At 66.7% G+C, this 24,914-nt stretch carries 22 protein-coding genes; 15 read left to right on the forward strand and 7 right to left on the reverse strand.

Going from position 1 to position 24,914, the window contains the following annotated elements:
• Positions 1-85: 85 nt before the first annotated feature.
• A complete protein-coding gene (locus ACFWHR_RS01185; RefSeq protein ID WP_382446438.1) occupies positions 86-1,105 on the reverse strand; it encodes a cation diffusion facilitator family transporter in 1,020 nt (339 codons plus the stop codon).
• A 121-nt stretch (positions 1,106-1,226) separates the two neighbouring features.
• Between ACFWHR_RS01185 and ACFWHR_RS01190 the strand changes: the two genes are divergently transcribed.
• Positions 1,227-2,456, forward strand: a complete 1,230-nt coding sequence (locus ACFWHR_RS01190; protein WP_382446439.1) for a glycosyltransferase — start codon at positions 1,227-1,229, stop codon at positions 2,454-2,456.
• Between the two features lie 125 nt (positions 2,457-2,581).
• Here ACFWHR_RS01190 and ACFWHR_RS01195 read toward each other — a convergent pair whose 3' ends face one another.
• A complete protein-coding gene (locus ACFWHR_RS01195) occupies positions 2,582-3,340 on the reverse strand; it encodes a GntR family transcriptional regulator (protein WP_382446440.1) in 759 nt (252 codons plus the stop codon).
• Positions 3,341-3,525: 185 nt separating this feature from the next.
• Here ACFWHR_RS01195 and iolC point away from each other — a divergent pair, with 185 nt between their 5' ends.
• The 9 genes from iolC (at position 3,526) to ACFWHR_RS01240 (ending at position 13,398) form a co-directional block, all read left to right on the forward strand.
• Positions 3,526-4,482, forward strand: a complete 957-nt coding sequence (gene iolC / locus ACFWHR_RS01200; RefSeq protein ID WP_382446441.1) for a 5-dehydro-2-deoxygluconokinase — start codon at positions 3,526-3,528, stop codon at positions 4,480-4,482.
• Positions 4,483-4,484: 2 nt separating this feature from the next.
• The gene (locus ACFWHR_RS01205) at positions 4,485-5,369 is read left to right on the forward strand and encodes a deoxyribose-phosphate aldolase (RefSeq protein WP_382446442.1); all 885 of its coding nucleotides are present in this window, start codon (positions 4,485-4,487) and stop codon (positions 5,367-5,369) included.
• Positions 5,370-5,422: 53 nt separating this feature from the next.
• Positions 5,423-6,952, forward strand: coding sequence for a CoA-acylating methylmalonate-semialdehyde dehydrogenase (locus tag ACFWHR_RS01210; protein ID WP_382446443.1), 1,530 nt, complete (start codon positions 5,423-5,425; stop codon positions 6,950-6,952).
• Between the two features lie 41 nt (positions 6,953-6,993).
• Positions 6,994-7,956 carry a 5-deoxy-glucuronate isomerase gene (gene iolB / locus ACFWHR_RS01215; protein ID WP_382446444.1) on the forward strand — a complete coding sequence of 321 codons (963 nt, stop codon included), beginning with the start codon at positions 6,994-6,996 and terminating at the stop codon, positions 7,954-7,956.
• On the forward strand, positions 7,953-9,893 hold the full coding sequence (iolD, locus tag ACFWHR_RS01220; RefSeq protein ID WP_382446445.1) for a 3D-(3,5/4)-trihydroxycyclohexane-1,2-dione acylhydrolase (decyclizing): 1,941 nt from the start codon (positions 7,953-7,955) through the stop codon (positions 9,891-9,893). Before iolB ends, iolD begins: the two co-directional genes overlap by 4 nt.
• A gap of 205 nt (positions 9,894-10,098) precedes the next feature.
• Positions 10,099-11,028, forward strand: a complete 930-nt coding sequence (locus tag ACFWHR_RS01225) for a sugar phosphate isomerase/epimerase family protein (protein ID WP_382447738.1) — start codon at positions 10,099-10,101, stop codon at positions 11,026-11,028.
• A gap of 43 nt (positions 11,029-11,071) precedes the next feature.
• A complete protein-coding gene (locus ACFWHR_RS01230; RefSeq protein ID WP_382446446.1) occupies positions 11,072-12,088 on the forward strand; it encodes a Gfo/Idh/MocA family protein in 1,017 nt (338 codons plus the stop codon).
• A 125-nt stretch (positions 12,089-12,213) separates the two neighbouring features.
• A complete protein-coding gene (locus tag ACFWHR_RS01235; protein WP_382446447.1) occupies positions 12,214-13,086 on the forward strand; it encodes a sugar phosphate isomerase/epimerase family protein in 873 nt (290 codons plus the stop codon).
• Between the two features lie 18 nt (positions 13,087-13,104).
• Entirely contained in the window at positions 13,105-13,398 is a 294-nt protein-coding gene (locus ACFWHR_RS01240) for a DUF1905 domain-containing protein (RefSeq protein WP_382446448.1), read from the forward strand.
• 24 nt (positions 13,399-13,422) lie between these two features.
• Here ACFWHR_RS01240 and ACFWHR_RS01245 read toward each other — a convergent pair whose 3' ends face one another.
• Positions 13,423-14,928: an MFS transporter gene (locus ACFWHR_RS01245; RefSeq protein WP_382446449.1), complete on the reverse strand. Its 1,506-nt coding sequence runs from the start codon at positions 14,926-14,928 to the stop codon at positions 13,423-13,425.
• A gap of 109 nt (positions 14,929-15,037) precedes the next feature.
• Here ACFWHR_RS01245 and ACFWHR_RS01250 point away from each other — a divergent pair, with 109 nt between their 5' ends.
• On the forward strand, positions 15,038-15,724 hold the full coding sequence (locus tag ACFWHR_RS01250; RefSeq protein ID WP_382446450.1) for a TetR/AcrR family transcriptional regulator: 687 nt from the start codon (positions 15,038-15,040) through the stop codon (positions 15,722-15,724).
• Here the strand turns inward: ACFWHR_RS01250 and ACFWHR_RS01255 are convergent.
• A complete protein-coding gene (locus ACFWHR_RS01255; protein ID WP_382447739.1) occupies positions 15,721-16,473 on the reverse strand; it encodes a sulfite exporter TauE/SafE family protein in 753 nt (250 codons plus the stop codon). The two genes, ACFWHR_RS01250 and ACFWHR_RS01255, sit on opposite strands and share 4 nt — an antisense overlap.
• Positions 16,474-16,606: 133 nt before the next feature.
• Between ACFWHR_RS01255 and ACFWHR_RS01260 the strand changes: the two genes are divergently transcribed.
• Positions 16,607-18,094: a sugar porter family MFS transporter gene (locus ACFWHR_RS01260; protein WP_382446451.1), complete on the forward strand. Its 1,488-nt coding sequence runs from the start codon at positions 16,607-16,609 to the stop codon at positions 18,092-18,094.
• Positions 18,095-18,145: 51 nt separating this feature from the next.
• On the opposite strand, the gene ACFWHR_RS01265 is transcribed toward ACFWHR_RS01260, so the two are convergent.
• Both ACFWHR_RS01265 and ACFWHR_RS01270 read right to left on the reverse strand, forming a co-directional pair.
• Positions 18,146-19,144 carry a sugar phosphate isomerase/epimerase family protein gene (locus ACFWHR_RS01265; RefSeq protein ID WP_382446452.1) on the reverse strand — a complete coding sequence of 333 codons (999 nt, stop codon included), beginning with the start codon at positions 19,142-19,144 and terminating at the stop codon, positions 18,146-18,148.
• A gap of 36 nt (positions 19,145-19,180) precedes the next feature.
• The gene (locus ACFWHR_RS01270) at positions 19,181-20,371 is read right to left on the reverse strand and encodes a Gfo/Idh/MocA family protein (RefSeq protein ID WP_382446453.1); all 1,191 of its coding nucleotides are present in this window, start codon (positions 20,369-20,371) and stop codon (positions 19,181-19,183) included.
• 157 nt (positions 20,372-20,528) lie between these two features.
• On the opposite strand from ACFWHR_RS01270, the gene ACFWHR_RS01275 reads away from it, so the two are divergent.
• The 3 genes from ACFWHR_RS01275 (at position 20,529) to ACFWHR_RS01285 (ending at position 23,670) form a co-directional block, all read left to right on the forward strand.
• On the forward strand, positions 20,529-21,647 hold the full coding sequence (locus ACFWHR_RS01275) for a LacI family DNA-binding transcriptional regulator (RefSeq protein WP_382446454.1): 1,119 nt from the start codon (positions 20,529-20,531) through the stop codon (positions 21,645-21,647).
• Positions 21,648-21,895: 248 nt separating this feature from the next.
• On the forward strand, positions 21,896-22,903 hold the full coding sequence (gene iolG / locus ACFWHR_RS01280) for an inositol 2-dehydrogenase (protein WP_382446455.1): 1,008 nt from the start codon (positions 21,896-21,898) through the stop codon (positions 22,901-22,903).
• 20 nt (positions 22,904-22,923) lie between these two features.
• A complete protein-coding gene (locus ACFWHR_RS01285; RefSeq protein WP_382447740.1) occupies positions 22,924-23,670 on the forward strand; it encodes a TIM barrel protein in 747 nt (248 codons plus the stop codon).
• A gap of 60 nt (positions 23,671-23,730) precedes the next feature.
• Here the strand turns inward: ACFWHR_RS01285 and ACFWHR_RS01290 are convergent, their stop codons facing one another.
• A complete protein-coding gene (locus ACFWHR_RS01290) occupies positions 23,731-24,780 on the reverse strand; it encodes a Gfo/Idh/MocA family oxidoreductase (RefSeq protein ID WP_382446456.1) in 1,050 nt (349 codons plus the stop codon).
• Positions 24,781-24,914: the final 134 nt, after the last annotated feature.

The raw sequence follows: 24,914 nt of genomic DNA on the forward strand, positions 1-24,914 counted from the left end.
AACTCTGCGCGAATGCACAGGCGCCACCCATTATGTCAAAGGGGTGGCGCGCCGTCACCGGTTATGACACGAGCATCTTCGACCGTTAGGCGTGGACGTGCTCGCCGGACGTCTCGTGACTGCGGGGTTCAAGCTGGAGCGTGACGTGCTCGGTGTCGAAGTGCTCGTGTAGGCACGCGCGCACCTCGTCGAGAATCGCGTGGTACCCGCGCTCACTCCACGCTGAGTCGGAGACGGTGACGTGCGCTGAGAAGGCAGGTACCCCCGAGGTGATGGTCCAGGCGTGCAGGTCGTGCACTTCATCAACCCCCGGCACGGCCTCCATGTGTGCGCGGGCGACGTCGACGTCAATGTTCTTCGGCGATGCCTCGAGCAGCACGTCGACAACGTCGCTCAGCAGGCTGATGGCCCGGGGAAAGATGAGCACGGCGATGAGGATTGATGCGATCTGGTCGACCGCGTTCCACCCCGTGAACAGAATGATGACGCCGGCGATGATGACCGCGACGGAACCGAGCAGATCGCCGAGCACCTCGAGGTACGCACCGCGCACGTTCAGGCTTTCCTTTTGGCCCGACCGCAGGATGAGCAACGAAGCGAGGTTTGCGACCGCGCCGATCACGGCGGCGACGAGCATGGGCACCGACTGCACCTCGACCTCGCTGCCGAAGCGAGAGATCGCCTGCACGAGGATGACAACGGCGATCACGCCGAGCACGATGCCGTTCACGAGCGCGGCGAGCACCTCGACCCGCAGGTACCCGAACGTGCGCTTCGAGGTGGCGGCGACCCCGGCAATGAGGCTCGCGATGAGCGCGATGGCAACGCCCGTGGCGTCGGTGAGCATGTGGCCGGCATCCGCGAGCAGCGACAGTGAGTTCGACACGAACGCGCCGATCAGCTGCACGACGAACACGGTGAGGGTGATGGCGAGCACGAGCACGAGTTTGCGACGGTGTTTGGCGGTCGCGGATCCGGCTCCCTGTAAACCGTGGTCGTGCGTGTGCCCGCCGCGGGCGCCGGCAAGGTCGGCGTCCGGGCGAGCGGGGTGACCGGCGCTGAATTCGGGCTCGCAGGCCTCTCCGGCGTCGTGTTGCTCGTTCATGGGCCTCCTCGGGTCCGTCTCGACTCGAGGGTACCCCAGAGGGGTATGCAAAGTCGAGGGTGGTCTGGCGCGAACGGCGGAGTGGGTCAGTGGGGCGTGATCGTGGCAGTACGCTCATCGTATGACCTCTGCAGTACTGTCGATCGGTTTCGTAATGCTGCACACCTCGCCGCTCGACGTGCCCGGCACGAAAGACGCGGGCGGCATGAACGTGGTGGTTCGCGCACAGGCCGAAGCCCTTGCGCAAGCCGGTCACCGGGTGCGCATCTTTACACGTCGCAGCGATGAAGAAACGCCGGCGCGCGTCGAACTCATGCCCAACCTCACGGTGGAGCTGCTCGACGCCGGGCCCGCACGCCTGCTCGCGAAGGGCGAGCACGAACGGGTGATGGAAGACTTCAGCCGGTTGCTCGCCGCCGCGCTCGCCGCCGACACCGTCGATGTGTTGCACGCGGAGCACTGGTTCTCGGGTATCGCCGCGCTCCCGGTCGCACACGAACTCGGTATTCCGCTCGCACAGAGCTACCACTCGATCGCTGCGCCACCCGAGTCGCCGCTCGGCGACGGCGAGCGGCCAGAGTCGCCAGGGCGTCTCGCGGGCGAGGCGCGCCTCGCGCACGAGGCTGACCTCATCATCGCGGTGAGTGAGGCCGAACGCGAGACGGTGCTCGCGCGCCTCAAGGGGGACCCGGATCGCGTACGCGTGGTGCCGCTCGGAGTTGATACCGCCCTGTTTCGTCCGTGCGACACCGCCGAGTGCGATGAGCAGCGCGACTGGTTGCGCGGGGGTGGACGGCCCGAGGTGATCCTCGTCGGCCGTTTGCATCCGCTCAAGGGGTTCGACCTTGCGATCGAGGCGATTGCGCTGCTTCCGCAGGCGGAGCGGCCGACCCTGCGGATCGTCGGTGCGTCGCCGCCCGACGGCGACGAGTACGCGCGCGCTCTGCACGAGTCGGTCGTGGCGCACGGCATGCTGACGACCACGGCGTTCGACGGCGCGCTGCGACGGCGCGAACTGGCCGAGCGTATTCGATCGGCCGCGCTGATGCTCGTGCCCTCGCACACCGAGACGTTCGGGCTCGTCGCGCTCGAGGCAGCAGCGTCGGGGGTTCCAGTGATCGCGCGTGACGCCGGCGGACTGCGCGAGGCCGTTGTCGCGGGGGAGACCGGCGAGCTCGTCGCCGGTGACGATCCCGCCGTGTGGGCCGACACCATCAGCCGGATGCTCGCCGACACCGACGGGCTCAAGCGCATGGGCTCCGCCGCGCGTCGGCACGCCCTGCAGCGCAGCTGGCAGGCCTCGGCCGACCGCCTCGTGGAGGTCTACCGCGAGGTCGCAAGCCGCGCCTGACCGCGCCCCGCGCCCGCGCGGCCTCGCGTTGCGCAAGTGATCTGCGTTCGGCAAGCCATTACGGAGCGTTTCGGGCTTGCCGAACGCAGATCACTTGCCGAACGCGGCAGCGGTGCTTCCGAGCGTTACCGCGAGACCAGCGTGGTTTCGAAGGAGTAGAGGTCGGGGCGGTAGCAGTGGTGGCCGGCCTCGATGACGCTGCCGCCCTGGTCGAACGCGACTCGATCCATCGTGAGTAGCGGGCTACCCTTCGCCACATTCAGGAGCTCGTGCTCGTCGCTGTGCGTGCGCCGCGCGCCGATCTTCTGGTTCGCGATCTTGATGGCGATGCCGCGGGCGCGCAGCATTTCGTACAGACCGTGGGTTTCGAGGTCTTCGAGGGTGATGTCGGCGTACTCGGGCGGCAGCAGATTTTCGAGAATCGCCATCGGGGTGCCGTCGGCGCTGCGGAGGCGGCGAATGCGCGTAATTTCGGTGCCGACCTCGACGCGCAGGCGATCCGCCGCGTCTTCATCGGCCGGGATCTTGTCGAGCGAGAGTACCCGCGTGCTGGGGTGATGGCCCGCGCGCGTCAGGTCCTCCTGCAGGCTGGTGAGCTCGACGGGGCGACTCATGCGCGCCTGCACGACCTGAGTGCCGATGCCGCGGCGACGCACGAGCAGCCCCTGATCGACGAGTTCTTGGATCGCGCGGCGCACCGTTGGCCGCGACAGGCCCAGGTGCTGACCGATCGCGATCTCGTTCTCAAGTCGAGCACCGGAGGGAATGCTGCCGTCGCGGATCGCGCGCTCGAGACGGCTCGAGATCTGAAAATAGAGGGGGATCGGGCCATTGCGGTCGAGGTCGGCGAACAGCTCGCTCGGCCAAACGGGTTCAGTACTCATGCGGTGCTCCTCGGCGCTGGGGTGGCACGCGGACTAGGCGGCGGGGCTCGGGCGACCCCTTTGTGATGACAACATTACCCCTCCGGCTCATTCGGAGTGGATGTGAGCGTACTTCGTGCTATTGTTAGGACAAATGCAGCGGTGCATGAAGCCCGCGTGCGTCACCACGAGAAGGCGGGTTGCGAATGTCGGAACTGCGACGTCCAGACGACGTCCTGGCCATGGGTCGACTCGGCGTCGACATCTATCCGTTGCAAGACGGCGTTGGCCTCGAAGATGTTACGAGCTTTGGCAAGTATCTCGGCGGCAGCGCCGCGAATGTCGCCGTGGCCGCTGCGAAATATGGACGCACGAGTGCGCTCGTCTCGCGCGTGGGTGATGATCCGTTCGGCCGCTATCTGCTGCGCGAACTCGCGCGCCTCGGTGTCGATAATCGGGAAGTGCGCGTCGACCCGCAGTATCCGACGCCGGTGACCTTCTGCGAGATCTTCCCGCCAGACGACTTTCCGCTCTACTTCTACCGGAAGCCGAAGGCGCCCGACCTCCAGATCACTGCCGAAGACCTCGACCTCGACGCGGTGCGCCAGGCGCGCATCCTGTGGTTCACGCTCACTGGCCTCAGCGAGGAGCCGAGCCGAGCCGCCCACCTGACCGCGCTCGAAGCACGTGCTGGCGCGACGCACACCGTCTTCGACCTCGACTACCGGCCGATGTTCTGGGACAACCCGGCGACGGCCACGGAGCAGGTTGCCGCGGCGCTCGCGCACGCGACGATCGCGGTCGGCAACAAGGAAGAGTGCGAGGTCGCCGTGGGCGAAACGGTGCCGGATCGGGCTGCCGACGCACTGCTTGAGCGTGGCATAGAGCTCGCGATCGTCAAGCAGGGCCCGAAGGGCGTGCTCGCGAAGACCCGCGATGAGAGAGTTGAGGTTCCGCCGCACTTCGTCGACGTCGTGAACGGGCTCGGCTCGGGCGACGCGTTTGGCGGCGCACTCTGCCACGGCCTACTCGAGGGCTGGGGCCTCGAGCGCATGCTGCAGTTTGCGAACGTCGCCGGCGCGATCGTGGCCACACGCCGCGAGTGCTCGACCGCTATGCCCGACGCAGCCGAGGTTGATGCTCTGCTCACGAAGGGGGCCTGACCGTGACGCTCGACTTCTCCGGCCTGCGCGACCTGCGCGCCTCCCATCCCGCCGCCATCGGTCGCGCCCTCGCCGAGCGTCGGCGCCGTGACGTCATCACCGGCGACGGTCGCATCTTCATCGTCGCGGCAGATCACCCGGCGCGCGGCGCTATTGCCGTCGGCAGCGATGCGACGGCGATGGCCAACCGCTACGACCTGATCGAGCGCATGGCTCTCGCGCTCTCGCGGCCGGGCGTCGACGGCGTGCTCGGCACCCCCGACATCATCGACGACCTCGCGGGGCTCGGCCTGCTCGACGACAAGCTCGTCGTCGGATCCATGAACCGCGGCGGCCTGCGCGGCGCCACGTTTGAGCTCGACGACCGCTACACGGCATACAACATCGACGCGATTGCGCGGCAGGGCCTCGACTTCGCGAAGACCCTGATCCGCATCGATCTCGATGACGCCGGCACCGCTTCGACGCTGCAGGCGACCGCGCACGCGGTGAATGCCGCTGCCGACGCGCAGATTCCGATCATGCTCGAACCCTTTATGAGCAGCCGGGTCGGCGATCGAGTAGTCAATGATCTCTCGGCGAACGCCGTGATTCTCTCGACCGCGATCGCCTCTGGCCTCGGCAACTCGAGCGCGTACACCTGGATGAAACTCCCGGTCGTGCCCGAGATGGAGCGCGTCATGGAGGCGACCACAATGCCGACGCTGCTGCTTGGAGGCGACAACGGCGGCGACCCCGACGAGACGTTCGCCGCCTGGGAGAGCGCGCTGGCGCTGCCCGGCGTACGCGGCCTCACCGTCGGCCGCACGCTGCTCTACCCGCACGATGGTGACGTGGCGGCCGCGGTCGATACCGCTGCCCGGCTCGTACACCGGGAGCTCGCCTAGACTCCACGCGATCCCGCACCGCTTGTTTCGACTCACACCGAAGGACACACGCAATGACCACTGGCTCCCTCCCCGTCATTCCGCACTGGATCGATGGCGCTCGCCGCGCCTCGACGAGCGGCCGCACCGCTCCCGTGTTCAACCCGGCGACCGGCGAGGTGCAGGCGCACGTCGCGCTCGCCGATGACGCCGAGATCGCCGAAGCCATTGCCTCGGCGCAGCGCGGTTTCGCCGTGTGGAGCGCATTCTCGGTGGCAAAGCGCCAGACGGTGCTGTTCGCGTTCCGCGAGCTGCTGAACGCGCGGAAGGGTGAGCTGGCAGCGATCATTACTCGCGAGCACGGCAAGGTCGTCTCGGACGCGATGGGCGAGATCTTGCGCGGCCAGGAGGTCGTCGAGCTCGCGACCGGGTTCCCGCACCTGATCAAGGGCGCCTTCTCCGAGAACGCCTCAACCGGCATTGACGTCTACTCGATCAAGCAGCCGATCGGCGTCGCCGGCATCATTGCGCCGTTCAATTTCCCGGCGATGGTGCCGATGTGGTTCTTCCCGGTCGCGATCGCCGCGGGCAACGCGGTGATCGTCAAGCCGTCGGAGAAGGATCCCTCGGCCGCGCTGTGGCTCGCCGAACTGTGGCAGGAGGCCGGTCTGCCCGACGGTGTCTTTACCGTGCTCAATGGCGACAAGCTCGCCGTCGACGGGCTGCTCACCGACCCGGGCGTGCAGTCGATCTCGTTCGTCGGCTCGACGCCCATCGCGCAGTACATTTACGAGACCGCCTCGAAGCACGGCAAGCGCGTGCAGGCCCTCGGCGGCGCGAAGAACCACATGCTCGTGCTGCCCGACGCCGATCTCGACCTCGTCGCCGACCAGGCGATCAATGCGGGCTACGGCGCCGCGGGCGAGCGCTGCATGGCGATCTCGGTCGTGCTCGCGGTCGAGCCCGTCGCCGATGAGCTCATCGAGAAGATCACGGAGCGCATCGCGCAGCTCACGATTGGGAACGGCGCGTCGACGCCCGAGCCCGACATGGGTCCGCTCATCACCGACGTGCATCGCGACAAGGTCACCGGGTACATCGACATTGCTGAGCAAGACGGTGCGACGATCGTCGTCGACGGTCGCGGGTTCACCGTCGATGGCCACGAGAACGGCTTCTTCGTCGGCCCAACCCTGATCGACAAGCTGCCGACCACGTCTCGCGCCTACACCGAAGAGATCTTCGGACCGGTGCTCGAGATCGTGCGCGTGAACACGTTCGAGGAGGGCGTCGACCTCATCAACTCGGGTGCGTTCGGCAACGGCACCGCGATCTTCACGAACGACGGCGGAGCGGCCCGCCGCTTCCAGCACGAGATTCAGGTCGGCATGATCGGCATCAACGTGCCGATTCCCGTTCCCGTCGCCTACCACTCGTTTGGCGGGTGGAAGGCGTCGCTCTTCGGCGACGCGAAGGCGTACGGGGTGCAGGGGTTCGAGTTCTTCACGCGCGAGAAGGCCATCACGAGCCGCTGGATCGACCCGGCCGCCAGGGGCCTGTCGGGGGCCAGCGGCATCAACCTCGGCTTCCCGCAGAACGATTAGCCGAACACCGCAACACACGCAGGATTATCGAGGGGGATGACATGACGCAACGTTGGTTCCACCGGCGAGGTGAGCTCGCTGAGGGCGGATGGGAATCCGTCGTCGACGAGCGCATGCCTGGCTGGGAGCACACTGGCCTGCGCGTCGCACGGCTCACCGAGGGCGCGTCAATCGCGCTCTCGGGAACGGGAGTCGAGCGCCTGATCGTTCCCCTCGCGGGGTCGTTCTCCGTGGCGCATCAAGAGGCTGCCGCGGAGGCGACGACCGCGCTCACCGGCCGCGCCTCGGTGTTTGCCGGGCCAACGGACGTGCTCTACCTCTCGGCGGCGGCGACCGCCACGGTCACCGCGACATCGCCGGGGGAGAGCCGCTTTCTCGTCGCGACGTCGCCGACCGAGACGGTGCGTCCGTCGCGCTACATTCCGGTTGCCGAGGTGCCCGTCGAGCTGCGCGGTGCGGGAGCGTCGAGCCGTCAGGTGCACAACTTCGGGCGCAAGGAGTCGCTCGATGCCGCCCGCTTCATCGTTGTCGAGGTCATTACCCCTGCCGAGAACTGGTCGTCGTACCCGCCCCACAAGCACGACCAACACGTGCCCGGCCACGAATCAGAACTCGAGGAGATCTACTACTTCGAGGTCGCGCCGACGCGTGACGCCCCCGCCGGAGTTGACGCCGACCGCGCGTTCGGCATGTTCAGCACCTACTCATCCCCGGCGGGCCAGATTGAAATCGACTCGCAGGTGCACACCGGCGACGTCGCCCTCGTTCCCTACGGCTACCACGGCCCGGCCGTCGCGGCCCCGGGCTATGACATGTACTACCTGAACGTCATGGCGGGCCCAGACCCTGAGCGCACCTGGCTGATCAGCGACGACCCGGCCCACGGCTGGGTGCGCGACACCTGGGAGGGGCAAGAGCTCGACGCTCGCCTGCCGTTCACCCCGCGGCCAACGACGACAGAAACCGACCGCACCCCGACGACCGAGACGGAGACCGCACGATGAGCACCCGACGCATGACCGTGAGCCAGGCGCTGATCGAGTTTCTCGCGAACCAGTGGACGGTTGACCGCGCGGCCGACGGCACCGAAATTCGCGAGCGCACCATTCCGGGCGTCTTCGGCATCTTCGGGCACGGAAACGTCGCGGGCATCGGGCAGGCGCTGAAGCAGGTCAATGTCGAACAACCCGAGCTCATGCCGTATCACCAGGCGCGCAACGAGCAGGCCATGGTGCACCAGTCCGTCGGGTACGCCCGCATGCACCGCCGCCGCAGCACGTACGCGTCGGCGGCCTCGGTTGGCCCGGGCGCAACCAACCTGCTGACGGGGGCGGCGCTCGCCACAACGAACCGCTTGCCCGCGCTGCTCCTGCCCAGTGACACATTCGCGACCCGCGTTGCGGACCCGGTGCTGCAGCAACTGGAGCAGCCCCACGACATCGGGCTGACGGTCAACGACGCGTTCCGCCCCGTGTCCAAGTTCTTCGACCGCGTGCAGCGGCCCGAGCAACTGTTCTCGATCGCGCTCGCCGCAATGCGTGTGCTGACCGATCCAGCAGAGACGGGTGCCGTCACGATCGCGCTGCCAGAAGACGTGCAAGCCGAGGCCATGGATGTGCCGGAGGAGTTTCTGCAGCCGCGCGAGTGGCGCATTCGGCGTCCTCGCCCAGAGCGCGATGCGTTTGCGCTCGCACTCGAGGCGATCCGGAATGCCAAGCGCCCCTTCATCGTCGCGGGCGGCGGGGTGCTGTACTCGGACGCCGAGCAGCAGCTGCGCGCGTTCGTCGAGGCGACCGGCATTCCGGTCGGTTCATCGCAGGCCGGTGGCGGGGTACTCGACTGGGATCACCCGCAGTACCTGGGCGGCGTCGGCGCAACGGGCACGCTCGCGGCGAATCGCCTCGCGGCTGAAGCCGACGTGATCATTGGGATCGGCACCCGCTACAGCGACTTCACGACCGCCTCGCGCACGGCATTTCAGCACCCCGACGTGCGGTTCGTCAATGTCAACGTTGCGTCGTTCGATGCCTACAAGCACGGCACGCAGCTCCCCGTGATCGCTGACGCTCGCGAGACGCTCGTTGAGCTGCTTGCCGCTCATGAGCACGGTGCGGGCGCCGATCTGCGCATTGACTCGGCGTACGCCGAGCGCATCGCAGCGGAGAAGGCCGAGTGGGATAGCCAAGTCGACGCGGCGTTCGCTGCCTCAGGGCTCGAGCTGCCTGGCCAAACCGAAATCATCGGCGCGGTGCAGCGCTCGTCGGCCCCGGCTGACGTGATCGTGCAGGCTGCCGGATCGTTGCCGGGCGACCTCCACAAGCTGTGGCGCGTGCGTGACCCGCTCGGATACCACGTCGAGTACGCGTTCTCGTGCATGGGATACGAGATCGCGGGTGGCATCGGCGCGAAGCGCGGGCTGCTCGCATCGGGTGATGACCGCGACGTGATCATCATGGTGGGCGACGGCTCGTACCTGATGCTCAATAGCGAACTCGTGACCGCCGTGGCCGAGGGGATCAAGGTCATCGTGATCCTGATCCAGAATCACGGTTACGCGTCGATTGGCCACCTCTCCGAGACCGTCGGATCGGAACGCTTCGGTACCTGGTACCGCGAGTATGACGGCGTCGCGAAGAACTTCCAGGGCGGCGATGTGCTGCCCGTCGATCTCGCGATGAACGCGCGCAGTTACGGCATGGACGTGATCGAGGTCGAGCCGAGTGCAAACGCGATCACCGACCTCGAGGCCGCGATTGCGCAGGCGAAGGCGTCGGATCGCGCGACGTTTATTCACATCAACAGCGACCCGCTGCTCTACTCGCCCGACGGGGCCGGCTGGTGGGACGTGCCGGTGCCGCAGGTGTCGACCCTGCCGTCGACGCAGCGGGCGCGCGCCGAGTACGAGCAACAGGTGGCGGTTCAGCGGCCGCTACTGGGGTAGGGGTGCGCGGGGCTGTGTTGCGTTATGCGGTGCTGTGTTGCGTCAGCGATTCGGCTTCGGTGAGAAGTTTTCGTGCGAAATCGTCTCACCGAAGCCGGAACAGTCACCGAAGTCGGCGCTCAACGGGCGCTAGACTATGGCCTAATGTCATATCAAAGTCTCGCGGGTGGGCCGCGGGGCGTGAAGCTCGAACAATGGAGTTTGCATCGTGAGTGCGCAACAGACCGACCAGCCAGGTCTCCGTATTGGCACCGCGCCCGACTCGTGGGGCGTCTGGTTTGCCGACGATCCGGGGCAGGTGCCGTGGCAGCGATTTCTTGATGAGGTGGTTGCCTCGGGGTACGAGTGGATCGAGCTGGGCCCCTACGGCTACCTGCCGACCGACCCGCACCAGCTTGAAGACGAGCTCGGTTCGCGCGGGCTGAAGCTTTCGGCGGGCACCGTGTTCACCGGGTTCCACAAGGGCGAAGAGGCGTGGCAGCACGCGTGGGATCAGGCGCTGAACGTCGCCGGGCTCGCGTCGAAGCTCGGCGCGGAGCACCTCGTCGTGATCCCGGATCTGTGGCGCAGCGATGCGACGAGCGAGGTGCTCGAGCCGCGCACCCTGACAGATGAGCAGTGGGTGAAGCTCGGCGCAGGCCATGACCGGCTCGGCAAGGCGTTGCTCGAGGAGTTCGGCGTCAAGCAGCAGTTCCACTCCCACGCAGACAGCCACATCGGCACGACGCGCGAGGTGCTGCGCTTTCTCGACGAGACCGATGCGCGATACACCAACCTCTGCCTCGATACCGGCCACTTCGCGTATTACGGCGGCGACAGCGTGCAGCTCATCGAGGAGCGGCCTGATCGGATTGGTTATCTGCACCTGAAGCAGGTCGACCCGACGCTGCTCTTCGATGTGCTGAAGAACGACGTGCCGTTCGCCGAGGCCGTCACGCAGGGCATCATGATCGAACCGCCGCACGGCATTCCTGACCTCGCGCCCGTGATCGAGGCCGTCGCCAAGATCGACTCTGAGATCTTTGCGATCGTAGAGCAAGACATGTACGGCTGCGATATCGACCGCCCGCTGCCGATTTCGCAGCGCACGCGTGAGCACATCTTCGGATGCACGCACCTCGCCAGAATCTCCTGAACGCAACCCAACACCGCAGAACCGCAGAACCGAGGAACCGCACATGACTGAAGATCTTCGCGTCGCCGTCGTCGGCGCCGGCATGATGGGCGCAGACCACATCGCCCGCATCACGCGCCGCATCAGCGGTGCCCGCGTTTCGGCCGTCGTCGAACCCGACGCGAGCCGGGCAGCGTCAGCCGCGGCGCATGCCCCGGGCGCGCAGGTATTCGCGAATATCGAAGAGGCGATCGCGGCTGACGCCCTCGACGCGGTGCTCATCGCCGTGCCGGGCCAATTCCACGCGCCGGTGCTCGCGCCAGCGCTGGCAGCGCAGCTGCCGATCCTGTGCGAAAAGCCACTGACCCAGAACTCGGCGAGCTCGTGGGAGGTGCTGCAGCTCGAGCAGCAGCTCGACCGACCGCACATTCAGGTCGGTTTCATGCGGCGCTTCGACGCCGAATACGCGGCGCTGCGCGCGCTTGTCGAATCGGGCGAGAGCGGTGAACTGCTCATGGTGCGCGGGGTGCACCGCAACCCGACGGTGCCCGAGACCTATACGAACGACATGCTCATCACCGATTCCGTCGTGCACGAGTTCGACGTTGTGCCGTGGCTTGCCGGATCGCCGATCGTGAGCGTCGAGGTGAAGCACCCGCGCCGCAACACGCTCGCCCCCGAGCGCCTGCACGAGCCGATCCTCGTCATCATGGAGCTGGCGAACGGGGTGCTCGTCGACGTCGAGATGAGCGTCAGCGTGCAGTTCGGCTATCAGGTCGCCACCGAGGCGGTGTTCGAGGCCGGGGTCGCCCGCATCGGCCAGCCTTCAGGGTTGCAGCGCTGGGGCGCCGGTCAATTTAGCGTGGCCGAACATCAGTCGTTCACCACGCGCTTCGCTCCCGCTTACGACGCCCAGATTCAGCGTTGGGTCGACGCGGTACATCGGGGCGACTTGATCGACGGCCCGAACGCCTGGGACGGCTATCTCGTCGCCCTCGCGTGCGAGGCCGGCGTCACAGCGATGCACGACGGCGGCATCGTGCCGGTGACGGCGCCCGAGCGGCCGGCGTTCTACGCGTAGGCTGCGCCGCTTCCGCCGCTTCCGTCAGTAAATCTGCTTCGGTGAGATGATGTGGCCCGCAGACGTCTCACCGAAGCAGAATCTCTCACCGAGGCCAGCCCTCGCACACTCAGCACAGGAGCATCATGGTTCGCATCGCCCTCGACCCGACGCCGTACAACGATTCGGTGCACCTGCTCGATTTTCCCGATCTGGTCGCGCGACTCGGCTACGAGTACTTGCAACTGACGCCGAGCCCCGACTTTGGGCGACACTTTCACTACCCGAAGGTCGATAGTGAACTGCTCGCGAAGCTGAAAAAGCGCGCGAATGACGCCGGCGTGACCATCACCTCGGTGCTCCCCGTGCAACGCTTTGGCGGCCCAGAGCCGCACCAGGTCGACGCGGCGGTCTTCAACACAACGCGCTATATCGAGATCGCCGCAGAGCTCGGCGCGCCGATCGTGAACACCGAGTTCTCGGGGCGCCCCGAACGCGAGGAAGAGTCGGAGTACGCGTTCTATCGCGCGATGGAACAACTGGTGCCCGTGCTCGAGCGCGAGGGGGTCTCCCTGAATTTCGACCCGCACCCCGACGACTTCGTGGAAGACGGGCTTGAGGCGTGGCGCATCATCCGAGGTCTCAACACCGACCGCGTCGGATTCGTCTACGTCGCCGCGCACACCTTCCACTACGGCGATCGGGCGGCGAGCCTGATCCCGCAACTGGGCGATCGGCTCGGCGCGGTCTACGCAGCCGACACCTTCGATCACACGCGGTCGAACGCCCTGCGATACATCACGAACCCGCCGGGCAACGCCGTGCGCGTGCACCAGCACCTGGCGATCGGCGACGGCGACGTCGATTGGGGTGAGCTGTTCGAGGCGCTCACGCAGTTTGGCTACCTGGATCGCCCAGACGCTCTCATCGTCTCGAACGTGTTCGCCGAAGACGAGAGGGCCGACGAGATCTCTCGGTACCAGCTCGCGAAGCTGCGTGAACTGGTTGGGCTGGGATAGTTCGGGCAGGATAAGCCCATGGAGTTTGCATTTACGAGCCCGCTCGCGCGCTGGGACAAGAAGCCGGCGCTCTGGACCTTCGTGTTGCTGAGCGAGGAAATCTCCGACGCCATTGCCGCGACCACCGCGGGGCGCGAGAAGGGCTTTGGCTCCGCGCGCGTGCAGGTGACGGTGGGCGCAGCCGTCTGGACGACCTCGATCTTTCCCAGCGACAGCGCATACATGCTGCCGATCAAGAAGGCGGTACGCGAGTCAGAGGGGCTCGAACTAGGCGCCCCCGTTGTCGGAACCGTGCAGCTGCTCGACTTCTGAGCTGCACGATTCCGCCCGGTAGAGCTAGTGCGCCAGTGCGGGTGCGGCGTCTGTGTCAGTCGCCGCCTCGGCACCAGCGGGCGGGGTATCGAAGCCGAGCGACCGCCCCTGGCCCCTGCGACGGAAGAGCAGCGCAGTGACGACCGCGCCGGTGATGAAGAATCCGGCGCCCCACCAGTACGCCGTCGCGTAGCTCGCGATCGCCGCATCGGCCACTGAGCTCGGCCCGTGCTCGGTGAGGTAGTTCGTCGCTGCGGTCGCAGCGAGAGTATTGAGCAGCGCCGTGCCGATGGATCCGCCGACCTGCTGGCTCGTGTTGACCATCGCCGATGCGACGCCGGCGAATTCGCGATCGACACCGAGGGTGGCGGTTTGCATCGAAGCGGGCATGATGGTGCCCATTGCAAGGCCCAGCACCATGAGCGGTGGCATGACGTGTGCGACGTAGCTGCTCGACGCGTCGAGCTGTGTCAACCAGATCATGCCGAGCGCACCGAGTGTCATGCCGATCGGCACGAGCACCTTCGGCCCGAATCGCGGCACGAACAGATTGGTGCCGAGCTGCGCCGCGAGCACGAGCATCGCGATCATCGGCAAGAACCCCAGCCCCGTCTGGATCGGCGAGTACTTGAGCGTGAGCTGCAGGTAGTACGTCACGAACAGGAAGATGCCGAACATGCCAGCGCCCGCGACGAGCACGGCGAGGTAGGCGGCGCTGCGGTTGCGATCGCGCAGGATCTGCAGGGGGAGCAAGGGGTGGCCGGCCCGGCTCTGCCAGAACACGAACGCGAGCAGCAGCACGACGGCACCGGCGAGCATGCCCCAGGTCAGGGGCGCATCCCAACCGTCGGTCTCGGCGTTCGAGAACCCGTAGACCAGACCGAATAGGCCGCCCGAGACGAGCACGGCACCCGGAATATCGAGCTTCGGGCGCGGCCCCTCGCGGCGGATCGATGGCACGTAGATGAACGATCCGACGAGCGCGACCGCGGCAATAGCGACGTTGATGTACAGGTTCCAGCGCCAGTCGAACGATTCGGTGAGCACGCCGCCGAGTAGTAGGCCAACGGCCCCGCCCGCGCCGGCAATGGCGCCGAAGATACCGAATGCGCGGGCTCGCTCCCGCGGAATCGTGAACGTCGTGGTGAGCACGGCCAGAACGGTCGGCGCGAGCATCGCGCCGAAGACACCCTGGAGTGCGCGGGCCGCGACGAGCAACTCGAACGACGGGGCGGCCCCGCCGAGTGCTGACGCGATAGCGAAGCCAATGAGCCCGATGATGAATGTGCGCTTGCGGCCAATCAGGTCGGAGAGGCGGCCGCCGAGCAGCAGCAGACTACCGAAGGCGAGCGAGTAGGCGGTCACGATCCACTGACGCTGGCCATCGGAGAACCCGAGGTCTGCCTGCGCGGAGGGGAGCGCGATGTTTACGACAGTCGCATCAAGCACGACCATGAGCTGGGCGAGGCCGACGACGATGAGTGTGATCCAGCGTCGACTGTCGACCGGGGGAGGTGTGATGTGGGACATGAGGATCAATATATACGAGACTTGTCAGTTTCGGATATACCGAGTTTCGGATATGTACAGTTTCGTATGTTGCTCGGGTACGCTGGGGGCACATCGAAAGGCGGGGGCCATGACTGACACCGAGGATCGGCCGCGCTTGGGTCGCAAGCGCGATCCGAGCCGCGACCAAGACATTCTCGAGGCGGCCCTCGACGTCTTGGCCGAGACCGGGTACGAGGGCATGACGATCGAGATGGTCGCGGCCCGCGCGAAGGCCGGCAAGGCGACGCTCTACCGGCGCTGGAATTCGAAACTCGAACTCGTGATGGACGCGGTGTCGTGCATGAAGGCGCGGCACTTCGACCTCGCCACGCTTCCCGACACTGGCAGCCTGCGCGGCGACCTGGTTTCACTCGTGAAGGTTCCGAACATCGCAGAGGCAGATCGCAAGCTGCGTATCATGACGGGGATCGTGTCAATGCTCGCGCGTGATCCCGAGCTCGCGGCCGCGGCGCAGGACGCGATCGTGGCCCCCCGTGCGGCCGCGAATCGCGTGATCTTCGAACGCGCGATTGCCCGCGGCGAGATCTCACCCGACATCGATCTCGAGACGCTGTGCATGATCGCCCCGGGCATCGGTACCTACCGGTCGCTCATGATGCAGACGCCGCTCGATCGCGAATTCGCTATCAGGATCATCGACTCCGTCGTCATGCCGGCCGCGCTGGCTGACCCCGGTGCTGCGCTGGCTGACCCCGGTGCCGCGGTTGAGACCGCGGAATCTGCGCCCGCCGAACCCGCTCCAGCGTCCAGCTAGAAGATCAGCAGGTAGAGCGCACCGAGCACCGTCACAACGAGGACGGCGCTCTCAAACACGCGCTGCTTCACACGCCCCGCGATCCAGCGCCCGAGAACGGCACCCACGATGACACCGGGCACAAGCACCGCGTCGAGAGCGAGGCTCGAAGCGTCGATGAGCCCGAGCCCGAATGAGAACGGCAGTTTCGTGAGGTTGATGATCGCGAAGAACCAGGCCGCCGTGCCTAGAAACGCCTTGACCGGGAAGCGGGCCGCGAGAAAGTACATGGACATCACGGGCCCGCCGGCGTTGGCGACCATCGTCGTGAATCCGGCGAGTGAACCGTAGCCGATGCCCGCAGCGAGGCCGCCGCCGACGCCCGGTTCGCCGTGTGAGAAGTAGCGCCGCCAGGCGGTGAAGGTGACGACGAGCAGCAGGATCGCGCCGATAACCCGTCGCACCCAGCCGTCATCGGCGACCGCAAGAAACACGGCTCCGAGGGCCAGGCCGACCACCACGGCGGGCGCGAGGCGCGCGATCGTGGGCCAATTCGCGTGCTTGCGATACGCCCAGACCGCGAAGATGTCGCCGACGATGAGCAGCACGAGCAGGGCGCCCGTAGAGTGCCGTGCGGGCAAGATGGCGGCGAAAATGGCAATCGAAACCGTATTGATGCCGGGCAGGGCGGTCTTCGAAAACCCGACGATGATCGCTGAGAGTCCGAGCAGCACCCAAGCGAGGGGGGCCAGCTCTGGCAGCGCGGTGATCACCTCCCCACTGTAGCCCCGAACAGGTTTGTCCAAATGTAATGACATTGTTAAGCTCATATTACGGGGCCAGTGCCGCTCGAACGCGAGCAGATACATGGACCACAGGGCAGCAGGCAAAGGGGTCGCAGTCATGACAGATCGAACCGCAGGTGCGAGCGCGGGAGCGAGCGCAGGCACGCTTCCGCCGCTCGGAACCGGGCCGCACCGCAGGCGTCTCGGGCTCGTCGCGCTGATCGCGACTTTCGGAGGGCTGCTTTTTGGGTACGACACGGGCGTCGTCAACGGCGCGCTCAGCCCAATGTCGGAGGAGCTGGGCCTGACGCCGTTCCTCGAGGGCTGGTTCACGAGCTCTCTCGTCTTCGCTGCGGCGATTGGCGCAATGGTGAGCGGTCGACTCTCCGACGGCTGGGGTCGGCGCAAGACCATCATTGTGCTCGCCGTGCTGTTTTTCGTGGGCACTTCCTTCGTCGTGTTCGCGCCGGGTGGCGAGACGCCGGGGACGCACACCGCACTCGGATTCGGCTCGCTCATCGCGGGTCGCGTGCTGCTTGGTCTCGCCGTGGGCGGGGCCTCGACGGTGGTCCCGGTGTTCCTCGCAGAACTCGCGCCCTACGAGATCCGCGGATCGATCGCCGGCCGCAATGAACTCATGATCGTCGTGGGGCAGCTTGCCGCGTTCGTGGTGAACGCCATCATCGGCAACGTCTGGGGGCACGTCGACAACATTTGGCGCGTGATGTTCGCGGTCTGTGCGCTGCCAGCGATCGCGCTTTTCTTCGGCATGCTACGGATGCCGGAATCACCGCGGTGGCTTGTTAACCGCGGCGACTTTGACGGTGCCGAGCGGGTGCTCGCCACCGTGCGCACTCCCGAGCGCGCCACCGCCGAGGTGCGTGAACTGCGCGGACTCGTCGCGGAGGCGCGCGATGAGCAGCAGCTGGGCTGGCGTGCGATCTTCTCGAATCGCAATCTGCTGAAGATCATCTTCGTGGGCATCGGGCTTGGCATCGCGCAACAGCTCACCGGCATCAACTCGATCATGTACTTCGGCAGCCAGGTGCTCGAGCAGTCGGGGTTCTCCCAGAACGCTGCGCTCATTGCCAATGTCGCGCCCGGGATCATCGCGGTGATTGGCGCCGTCATTGCGCTGCAAATGATGGACCGCCTCGACCGCCGCAAGACGTTCATCACGGGCTTTACACTCACCACGGTGAGCCACCTGCTGATCGGCGTCGCGTCGCTTGCGCTGCCCGAGGGAAGCGCGGCGCGCCCGTGGATCATCCTGGCGCTCGTCGTGATCTTCGTCGGGTCGATGCAGACCTTCTTGAACGTGGCCGTGTGGGTCTACCTCTCCGAGATTTTCCCGCTGCACATGCGCGGCATTGGCATGGGGATCTCGGTGTTCGCGCTCTGGGTGATGAACGGGATCGTCGCGCTGTTCTTCTTGCCGCTGGTTGACGGCGTCGGCATCTCGAACACATTCTTCGTGTTCGCGGCGGTGGGCGCGCTCGCCCTCCTCTTCGTGTGGAAGTGCGTGCCCGAGACCCGCGGCCGCACGCTCGAAGCCCTCGAAGAAGAGGTCACCACGGGCGCGATTTACCTCCCCCGCGAGCACTGACTTGCGCGGCCCCGCCCCGCCGAATAGGCGACGGAGCGAGGGCCGGCGGGGTTAGGCGAGGGCTGCGTTTGCTTCGCTGAGTACGCGGGACGCGACCTCGAGGCCTTCGATACGGCCGAGCGATACATCCTCGTGCTCGATATTCACCCACATCTCGGGGTCGACGTCGCGGAGCGCGCGCAGAAACTCAGTCCAGTACGCGGTGTCGTGCCCCTTGCCAAGCGCCACAAAGTCCCACGCGGACTGGGCGGGCCACTCGTTCGCCCACTCGTCACCGCCAAGATTCGTGCGAGGCTCGTCGGCCTGCAGCCGTCGGAACGAGTTGTCGAGCACCCCATTGATGCGGGCCCACTCGGGGTTCACCCGCACGTCTTTCGCCGCGGCGTGCAGCACGAGCTCACCGAGATGACGTATCACCGCCACCGGGTCCATCTGCTGCCAGAACAGGTGCGACGCATCGAGCTCGACGCCGAGGTGCGTCGCTCGAGTGAGCTCCATCAGTTTGTGCACGTCCGCTGAATTGGAGACCAGGTTCTGCGGGTGCAGTTCGAGCGCGACCTTCACTCCGTGATCTGCGGCGAACCGGTCTGTCTCTCGCCAGAAATTTGCCGCCACGTCCCACTGGTAGTCGAGTACGTCGAGCGCCGCCGAATTCCAAGCGTTTACCACCCAGTTGACCACCGACGCCCCGGGCTCGCCTCCGGGGAGGCCAGACATGGTCACCACGCGATCCTGCCCGAGGCGCTCAGCGAGCCGGATCGAGCGCCGCACGTCGGCCGCGTGTGCCTCCCCGATCGCTGCCCGCGGATGCAGCGGATTTCCATTGCAGTTCAACCCGGCGATCGAGACGCCGGTGCCGTCAAACTGGCCCAGAAACTCGTCGCGGGCGTCGTCGGACTCCAAGATGTCGTCGAGATTCGGAATGTGCAGTGCGGGCAGGAAACCACCCGAGTTGAGTTCGATTCCCGTAAGGCCGAGGCCGCGCACGACCTCAATGGCCGCGGGGAGCGGGCGGTCGTGCAAGATCGCGTTGTAGACGCCGAGTTTCATGTGTGTGCTCGTTTCAGGTCGTGAGTGAGTGCCGGATCAGCGAACCGTGACCGTGCCGCCGCCGTGCGCGGCCGATTCCGCTACCGCGGCGAGAAATTCCATGTTGTGCACCCCGTCGTCGAAGCTCTTGCAACGGGGGAGTGACTCGGTGGCCGGGATGCCGGCCACCTCTTCGAGGAATGCGCGGGCTTGGTGCACGAACAGATCGTTCTGGCCGATCCCGACCCCGGGCGCGTCCATCGCCCAGCCTCCGGCGTAGTGCGGGTGCGCGGGTCCGAGGGCGACGGTGCGGAAACCCGCAATATCGGCCTGCTCGTCGTGCAGCATTACCTCCACCTGGCCAGGATTGGTTTGTGACCAGCGCGCAGCGCCGCGCGATCCGAAGATCTCGAGGTGCAGGCCATTCGGGTGACCCGCGGCGACGCGCGACACCTCGATGGTGCCCACGCAGTCGGCGAAGCGCGCGTTGAAGCTCGCATAGTCTTCGTTCGTGACCGGCTCGCTCTCGCCGCTGACGTTGCCGTGGCTATGCCCGACGACCCGCCCCAGCGGCTTCGGTCGTTCCGCGATCGAGGTGTGGAATCGGCCGCCGGCGACCTCCTCGACGGGGCCGCACAGGTATTCTGCGACATAGCTCAGGTGACTGCCGACGTCGCCGAGTGCGCCCGATCCCGCCGGGCCCTGGTAGCGCCAACTGATGGGCGCATCGGTTCTGCAGCCGTAATCCGTCCAGTACCGTCCCGAGAAGTGCAGTGAATCGCCCAGCCGGCCATCGTCGATGAGCTGCCGGATGAACGCGATACCCGGTGCTCGCAGATAACTGAAGCCGATGCGGGCGATGGTGCCAGTCGCCGCTGCGTCGCGGGCGGCGTCAGCCATGGCGCGGGCGTCTTCGATGGTGTCGCTGAGCGGTTTCTCGCACAGCACGTGCTTACCGGCGGCGAGCAGCCCCGCCACGATCTCGCGGTGCAGAGCATTGGCCACTACGACGCTGACAACGTCGATATCGTCAGCGGCAGCGATGTCTCGCCAGTCGGCGACGTGGCGTTCAAAGCCGAATCGTTGAGCGGTTTCCCGGCCGAGCGGGGCGAACACATCGCCGATTGCGACGAGCCGAATCTCGGGCAAAACGGGGGAGTAGAGCGTTGAGGCGGCGCGGTAGGCGGCGGCGTGAGCCTTGCCCGCCATGCCGGCTCCGATGACGGCGACGCCGATGGATGTGGTCACGGTGTTTCCTTTCGAGACTGCGGTTGTTGGGCGCCCTCGGTGTATAGGTCGACTGCATTGGAGCGCTCCAATGGGTGATACGCTAGTGCTGCATCCATGTCATGTCAATAGGTGTGTGCCTGCCCAATCACCTCGGCTCCGACTCGAAAGGTTGGCCATGAAACGACCGACGATCTACGACGTTGCCGAGCGGGCAGGGGTCTCGAAGTCGCTCGTGTCGCTCGTGCTGCGCGACTCGCCGCGAGTGAGTGATGCCAAGCGGGCGGCGGTGCTCGCGGCGATGGCCGATCTCGACTACACGCCGAGTCGCCTCGCCGCCGGCTTGGCGGGCACCCGCACCCGCAGCGTCGGCGTAGTGATCGACGATTTCGCGAATCTCTGGTTTGTCGAGGCGCTCGCTGGACTGCGTGAGGCGCTCGCGCGCGAGGGCTATGCGCTCAGCGTCGCCGATGCGCGACTCAACGCGCACCTCGATATCGACCCGCTTGAAGCATTCCGTTCGCTGCGGGTCGACGGGGTCGTGCTCGCGGGTGAGGCGAGCGAGGCTGCGCTGGCGCGAGTCGGCGTGCCCACCGTCGTTCTAGGAACGCGCGCGATCGTCACGCCCGGAGCACCCGTAATCGCGAGCGACGAGGTGGCGGGTGGGCGGCTTGCCACGCGCCACCTGATCTCGCTCGGGCACCGCGACATCGTGTGCGTGTCGGGTCCGGGAGCGAGCGCGACCGCGCGTGAGCGCGGTTTTCGCGAGGCGATGGCTGACGCAGGGCTCGAGGCGCGGGTCTCCCACGCTGCCGAGAATACGGAGGCTGCAGCGCGCGAGGTAGTAGCGGGTGTTGTCGCGCGACGGGGGGCGGGCGCGGGGGCGGCTGGGGCCGCCGGATCGGGGCCGTCCGCGGTGTTCGCCGTCAACGACATCATGGCCGTCGGGGTAATGGGAGCGGCGCGTGATGCGGGCTTGTCGGTGCCGAGCGATCTCTCAGTGGTGGGTTACGACGACTCACCGCTGGCTGAATACGGCATCGTTTCGCTCACCTCGGTCAGCGGCGACCCCGCCGAACTCGGCGAGGCTGCGGGCGCGGCGCTGCTCGCCCTGCTCGACGCGGCCCCGGAGGACGAGGCCCCGGAGGGTGCTGTCACGGAGGGCGCTGTCACGGAGGGTGCCGTGCACGGGGACGCCGCTGCGGCGGAGCCCGCGCCGACCACCCGCCTCTTCCCGCCGCGCCTCAGGGTGCGGTCCTCGACAGCACCCCCCTCAACCTCAACCCCAACCCCCTAACCCCCCCCACCCCACCCGACCCCCCCCGGGGTCCCCCGGTCGAGCGCACACATATGGTCCTTATCCGGCCACTTATGGGCCATCTGCGTACGCTCGGACTCGTTCCAGGTGCCGGGCGAGTTTGTTAGGTCAAATTGGCTCGTGCTAGTAGAGTGGTGGGCAGGCACAATCGCGCACGATCGAGTGCAATCGGAAGCCTCGCGCAAGAGCGCGCACGCACAACAACCACGACCGCAAGGGAAACCGCAATGACGCCGCAACCCGTCCGCTTCGGACTCATCGGCACCGGCCGCATCGGCCAGGTCCACGCCGCCAGTATCGCCGCCGACCCCGAGGCGACCCTCGCGTGGGTCGCAGACCCGTTCATAGAAGGAGCTCGCGCAACGGCCGAACGCTACGGCGCCACGGCGACCGAATTCGCCGAGCAAGTGATCAACTCGGGGGAGGTCGACGCGATCCTGATCGCCTCCCCTACCCCGACCCATGTCGACCTCATCGAAGCGTCCGTGCGCGCCGGTCTACCCGTGCTCTGCGAGAAGCCAATCGACCTTGACCTTGCACGCGTGGAGGCGCTCCGACCCCTTATCGAGGCAAGCGGCGTGCCCGTCGCGCTCGGGTTCAATCGTCGCTTCGACCCGAATCACGCCGCCGCTCAGGCGCGAGTGAAAGCCGGCGATATCGGCGCTCTCGAACAGCTCATCATCATCAGTCGCGACCCGGCAGCGCCGCCGGCCGCGTACATCGGTACGTCTGGTGGCATCTTCCGCGACATGACGATCCACGACTTCGACATGGCGCGATTCTTCCTCGACGGCATCGTCGAGGTGAGCGCCACGGGTACGCGCACGTTCGATCCGGGCGCCCGCGAGCACGGCGACTTCGACACGGCGGTCGTCACGCTCCGCGCGGAGTCGGGGGCGATCGTCACCATCGTGAACTCGCGCCACAGCGCGGTCGGCTACGACCAGCGGATCGAGGCGTTCGGATCACAGGGCATGTTGCAGGTTGGAAACCCGCAACTCAACACCGTTGTGCTCTCGAACGCTCACGCCGTCGAGGCTCGGCCCCCGTACCCCGAGTTCTTCCTGGAGCGCTACGCCGAGGCGTACTCGGCCGAACTGCGCGAGTTCGTGAAGCTCGTGCGCGGCGAAGCGTCGACGAGCCCAACGTTCGACGACGGCCGCGCGGCGCTGATCCTCGCGGATGCAGCCCAGCGTGCCGCCGAGACCGGCGCGACCATTGCGGCGGCGCTGTGAAGCTCGCCGCCTGCGCCGAGATGCTCTTCCTTGAGTGGCCGATCGAGGAGCGAGTGCGTCGTATCCACGACCGCGGTTTCCTCGTCGAGATCTGGGACTGGAGCACGAAGGACCTCGCTGCGCTCGCCGCCACCGGCGCCGATTTCTCGTCAATGACCGGCTACCTGCGCGGCGATCTGACGACCGCGGCCGGACGCTCCGAGTTGCTCGCCACCGCGCGCGAGTCGCTGCGAGCCGCCGAAATCATTGATTCGCCCCGCCTCAACCTGCACGGCACCGGGCTAGGCCCTGGCGGCCTGCCCGTCGTGCCGCACGAGCGGGTCTCGGGCGAGGACTGGGTGCACGCCGCCGAGACCCTGCGTCAGATCGCCGAGCTCGGAGCCGAGGCGGGGCGCACCTTCGTGCTCGAAAACCTGAATCTCGCGGTCGACCATCCGGGCACGCCGTTTGCGCGGGCGGCCGATACGCTCGCGCTCGTGCGCGGCGTCAATCACCCGAATCTGCGCATGAACCTCGATCTCTATCACGCGCAGATCGGCGAGGGCAATCTGGTCGAGTTGGTGCGTGAAGCGCTGCCCTGGATCGGTGAGATCCAGGTCGCCGACGTACCCGGACGCTGCGAACCCGGCACCGGTGAGATTCGCTACGAGGCGGTCGCCCGCACCCTGCGCGAGCTCGGCTACACGGGGGTTGTCGGCATGGAGGCCTGGGCGAGCGGCGATGCCGACGCCGCCCTCGACGCCTTCGCGGCGGCGTTCGCCGCCTGAGGCGGCACCGCTCGGCGGCCCTCGCCGAGCGGTGCCGCGCGCGGGCAGCTGGTCGCGTGCTCAGGAATGCTGGCCGAGCGCGATCGGTCGCTGTTCGTCAACGGATGCAATACAGGCCAGAGCAATCTCGAGCGCCGCGCGAGCATCGTGGCCGCTCGGCACCTGCGAGTCGCGGCGCGGCGCCTTGCCCCGCACTGCGTCCGCGAACGCGACGAGTTCATCGGTGTACGCCTGATGAAAAAGGTCAATATTGAGCCTTGCGGTGGGCGACTGTGCACCGGCCGAGGAATAGTGGCGCATGCCCGTGGCGTGCAGGTCGCCAGCCGTCACCATGCCAGCGGAGCCGAATACTTCTCCGCGAACGTCATAGCCGTATGCGGCGGAAAAGTTCGCCTCCGCTGTCGCGATCGCGCCGTTGTTGTAGCGAATAGTGACGATCGCTGTGTCGAGCAGTCCCGCGCTTTTGAACTCGGGTGCGACCAGCGCGTCCGCCATCGCAAACACCTCGACCGGACGAGCGCCTGCATTGAACCAGTTCAATGTGTCGAAATCGTGAATCAGGGTTTCGAGGAAAATCGTCCACGGCTTCACGGCGCCCGGATTTGCGAGTCCCGGGTCGCGGGTAACAGAACGCAGAAGCTGCGGGGTGCCCACACCGCCCTGAGCGATGACCTCGCGGGCTGCAGCGAAATCCCGTGCGAAACGACGATTAAACCCGACCTGAAGATGCACCCCGGCGCTCGCCGCAGCTGCAATGGCGCGGTCGGCATCCGCGAGGGTCAGTGCCATCGGCTTCTCGACGAACACCGACTTTCCCGCATTGGCGGCCGCGACGACGAGGTCAGTGTGCGTGAACGCGGGTGAGGAGATGACAACGCCGTCGACTTCAGGGTCGGCGATGAGTGCTGCGGCTTCGAGATAGGCACGCGGCTCGCCGAGCGGACCAGTGAGCGGCCCCGCGACGCGCTCCGCGGCGCCGGGTTGTGGGTCGGCCACGCCGACGAGCGTGGCGCCGGGAATGCGGTGCGCGATGGTTTCGGCGTGGAATGCGCCGATCCACCCCGATCCGATGAGGCCGATTCGTGCGACGGATTGCGGGGAGATGGTCATGGTGCCTCCGAGTTTGGGTCCTGGTGAGTCGCGGATGGATCGTGAACACGGTGCCCGAGGGTGCCGCGCGATTGGCATCTTCGCCGCGCTGACCCGAAGACTAGCACGTGCTAGTTTTCGATAAAAGCCCGTCA

It is taken from the genome of Leucobacter sp. NPDC058333 (genome assembly GCF_042726155.1).
Classification (GTDB): domain Bacteria; phylum Actinomycetota; class Actinomycetes; order Actinomycetales; family Microbacteriaceae; genus Leucobacter.